Source organism: Ramlibacter sp. (genome assembly GCF_035706265.1).
Classification (GTDB): domain Bacteria; phylum Pseudomonadota; class Gammaproteobacteria; order Burkholderiales; family Burkholderiaceae_C; genus Ramlibacter.
This window is the reverse complement of sequence record NZ_DASSVG010000348.1, coordinates 1-3326: the sequence shown is the minus strand read 5'-3', so window position 1 is coordinate 3326 and position 3326 is coordinate 1. Positions and strand designations below refer to the sequence as shown.

5 protein-coding genes and 1 pseudogene are annotated in these 3326 nt (G+C 69.8%); 1 reads left to right on the top strand and 5 read right to left on the bottom strand.

The window, feature by feature from the left end; translation table 11 throughout:
- From VFM98_RS12830 to VFM98_RS12820, 3 genes are all read right to left on the bottom strand, one after another.
- A partial coding sequence (locus VFM98_RS12830; protein WP_325110313.1) for an ATP-binding cassette domain-containing protein occupies positions 1 to 389 on the bottom strand: 389 nt, incomplete at its 3' end.
- Between the two features lie 5 nt (positions 390 to 394).
- Positions 395 to 1222, bottom strand: coding sequence for an ABC transporter permease (locus VFM98_RS12825; protein ID WP_325110312.1), 828 nt, complete (start codon positions 1220 to 1222; stop codon positions 395 to 397).
- Positions 1219 to 2169, bottom strand: a complete 951-nt coding sequence (locus VFM98_RS12820; protein ID WP_325110311.1) for an ABC transporter permease — start codon at positions 2167 to 2169, stop codon at positions 1219 to 1221. The genes VFM98_RS12825 and VFM98_RS12820 overlap by 4 nt, the downstream gene beginning before the upstream one ends.
- A 53-nt stretch (positions 2170 to 2222) precedes the next feature.
- Between VFM98_RS12820 and VFM98_RS12815 the strand changes: the two are divergent.
- A pseudogene (locus VFM98_RS12815) lies at positions 2223 to 2468 on the top strand (YfhL family 4Fe-4S dicluster ferredoxin); the annotation flags it as partial.
- Positions 2469 to 2619: 151 nt separating this feature from the next.
- Here VFM98_RS12815 and VFM98_RS12810 read toward each other — a convergent pair.
- Entirely contained in the window at positions 2620 to 3003 is a 384-nt protein-coding gene (locus tag VFM98_RS12810) for a hypothetical protein (protein ID WP_325110310.1), read from the bottom strand.
- A gap of 29 nt (positions 3004 to 3032) precedes the next feature.
- Positions 3033 to 3326, bottom strand: a 294-nt coding sequence (locus VFM98_RS12805) for an aminoacyl-tRNA hydrolase (RefSeq protein WP_325110309.1), incomplete at its 5' end; no start/stop codon positions are given.

The window sequence follows — 3326 nt, the reverse complement described above, 5'->3', positions numbered from 1 at the left end:
GCCTCCTTGCGGGCCGCGGAGGCGTTCATGCCGCGGTGCAGCCGCAGCGGCTCGGCGACCTGGTGGCCCACCGTGTGCACCGGGTTGAGTGCCGTCATCGGCTCCTGGAAGATCATGCCGATGCGGTCGCCGCGCAGCGCGCACATGGCGCGCTCGGGCTGGCCGACCACTTCCTTGCCTTCGAAGACGATGCTGCCGGTGACGCGCGCGTGCTCCGGAAGCAGGCCCATGAGTGCCAGCACGGTGATCGACTTGCCGCTGCCGGATTCGCCCACCAGCCCCAGCGTCTCGCCCGGCTGCAGCGAGAAGCTCACGTCGCGCACGGCATACGCCGGGCCGCGGTGGGTCTGGAGTTCGACCGAGAGGTCCCTGACTTCGAGCAGCGCCATCGTCGTCAACGCTTCCGCGCCAGCCGCGGGTCGTAGATATCGCGCAGACCGTCGCCCAGCAGGTTGAGCCCCAGCACCGCGACGGCGATGGCGACGCCGGGGAACACCCCCAGCAGCGGCGCCTGGAACAGCAGCGTCTGCGCCTCGCTCAGCATGCGGCCCCAGGAGGGCTGCGGCGGCTGCGTGCCCAGGCCCAGGTACGACAGCGCCGCTTCGGCGAGGATGGCGATGGCGAAGCGGATCGTTGCCTGCACGATCAGCACCGACAGGATGTTGGGCAGCACGTGCTCCATCGTGATCGCGAAGCCGCCCTTGCCGCAGGCCCGCGCGGCCAGCACGAATTCGCGCCCCCATACCGCATTGGCCGAGGCGCGCGTGATGCGCGCGAAGGTGGGGATGTTGTAGATGCCGATGGCGATGATCGCGTTGACCATGCCCGGCCCGAACACCGCCGTCAGCATGATCGCGGAGAGGATGGCGGGAAAGGCGAAGCCGAAATCCGACAGCCGCATGATCGCCTCCTCGACCCAGCCGCGCCTGGCCGAGGCGAGCAGGCCCAGCGCCGTGCCGATCGCGAGCCCGATGCCCACGGCGATGATGCCCACCGCGATGGAGGCGCGGGCGCCCACCAGCAGCAGCGAGGCCACGTCGCGCCCGAAGGCATCGGTGCCGAGCCAGTAGTGCGCATCGGGCGGCCTGAGCTTCAAGGCCATGTCGATCTCGTACGGGTCGTGCGGCGTCCACACGAAGGACAGCGCCGCGGCGAACAGCACCAGCAGGCTCAGGACCAGGCCGACCGCGAAGCTGGGATGGCGAAGGGCCCGCCAGCTCACAGGTCCGCCGCCTTCACGCGCGGGTCGATCACGGCGTAGAGCACGTCGACCACGAAGTTCACCAGCACCACCATGGCCGCGAGCAGCATCACGCAGTTGCGCACCACGATCAGGTCGCGGTTGGCGATCGACTGGAAGATCAGGCGGCCGAGCCCCGGCAGGTAGAACACGCTTTCCACGACGATGGTTCCCGCCAGCAGCTCGGCGAACTGCAGGCCCATCACCGTGACCACCGGGATCAGCGCGTTGCGCAGCACGTGGCCCCACAGGGCGCCGCGCTGCGAGACGCCCTTGGCGCGCGCCGTGCGCACGAAGTCCTCGCGCGAGACCTCCAGCACCGAGGAACGCATGATCCGCGCGAGGATGGCCGACTGCACCACCGCCAGCGACAGCGCGGGCAGCAGCAGCGCCCGCAGGCCCTCCAGCACGCCTTCCTCCCAGCCCGGGAAGCCGCCGGCCGAAAACCACCCCAGGTGCACCGAGAACAGCAGGATCAGCAGGATCGCGAACCAGAAGTTGGGGATCGCGATGCCGACCTGGGTGAGCCCCATGATGCCGACGTCGCCCAGCTTGTTGTGGCGCGAGGCGGCATAGATGCCCGCCACGAAGGCCAGCAGGGTCGTGAGCGTCATGGCCATCAGGGCCAGCGGCACGGTGAGGCTCAGGCGTTCCAGCACCAGCTCGCCCACGGGCGTGCTGTACGCGTAGCTCAGGCCCAGGTCGCCATGCGCCATGCCGCGGATCCATTCCCAGTAGCGCTCGATGGCGGGGCGGTCCAGGCCCAGCTTCTGCGCCAGCGCGGCCACCGCTTCGGGGGAGGCGTCCGGCCCCATCAGCACCTGCGCGGCGTTCCCCGGCAGGACTTCCAGCACGAGGAAGACCACCAGCGAGGTGCCTGTCAGGGTCGCGATGAGGGTGATCAGCCGCTTGGCCAGGAAGAGACTCATGCGCGGGCGATAATGCCAGAAGTGGTCTTCCCGCCTTCCGGAGTCAGAGCGTCATGGCATTGATGATTACCGACGAGTGCATCAACTGCGATGTCTGCGAGCCGGAGTGCCCGAACCAGGCCATCTCCCTCGGCCCCGAGATCTACCAGATCGACCCGGACCGCTGCACCGAGTGCGTGGGCCACTTCGACGAGCCGCAGTGCGTGCAGGTGTGCCCGGTGGCGTGCATCCCGGTGGACCCGAAGCGGGTCGAGAGCCGGGAGACGCTGTGGCAGAAGTACCAGCGGCTGGTGAGCGTGGAGAAGACGAAGGCGGGGGGTGCAGCGGGCGGCGCGAGCGCTGCGGACGCGGAGAGCGCCCCCACCCCCACCTCCACCCCGGAAAAAAGCGCGAGGCTTTTTCCCGGGGACCCCGGTGCCCTCCCCCAGGGGGGGAGGGAGTAAGAAGCCCTCAGCGCTCCTTCTTTTTCGGCTTCGACTTCTTTTCCTTCGCCGGCCCCGGCGAGGCGGCGGTGAACTGGTCCGGCTTGCCGGACCTGGACCGGGCGCCGGCCGGCGCATCGATCGGCGGGGCTTCCACGGGGCCGATCACGATCGCCTTGGGCGCGTTGCGCTCCTGCGCCAGGCGGGCCTTTTCCAGGTCGGCGGCGAGCTTCGCCTCCATGTCGGCCACGCGCTTGCCGGTAGGGTGGCCGCTCACCGGCTCCGAGAGGGTGACGGGCGTGCCGCCGGCGCAGGGCTGCTGGCCGTAGCTGTTGCCGCAGCGCCAGACCGTCTGCGCGCCGGCCCCGGCGCCGTACAACGCCAGGGCGATCAGCAGGATCTTGTTCGTCACGTGAGCCTCCTCTCGGGGGTGGTTGGGGTTCAGGTCCCTTCGGGGCGCGGCGGCTTCGGCCGCGGCGCCTTGTGCGTGTGCACGATGAGCGTGGCCTTCTCCATCTCGCCGGCGATCAGCGCCGGGAAGGCCTTGAGCGTACGGGTGACGCATTCCTGGATGGCGGTGCGTTGCTCGGGGGCCGGCTTCTTCAGCACCCAGTTCACGACTTCGGACTTCACGCCCGGGTGGCCGATGCCGATGCGCAGGCGCCAGTAGTCGTCCGTGCCCAGTTGCGCGTGGATGTCGCGCAGGCCGTTGTGGCCGGCGTGGCTGCCGCCGAA

Bases quoted from the DNA above. Each gene is read 5' to 3' on its own strand.
- VFM98_RS12820 (WP_325110311.1), bottom strand. From the start codon at position 2,169: ATGAGTCTCTTCCTGGCCAAGCGGCTGATCACCCTCATCGCGACCCTG.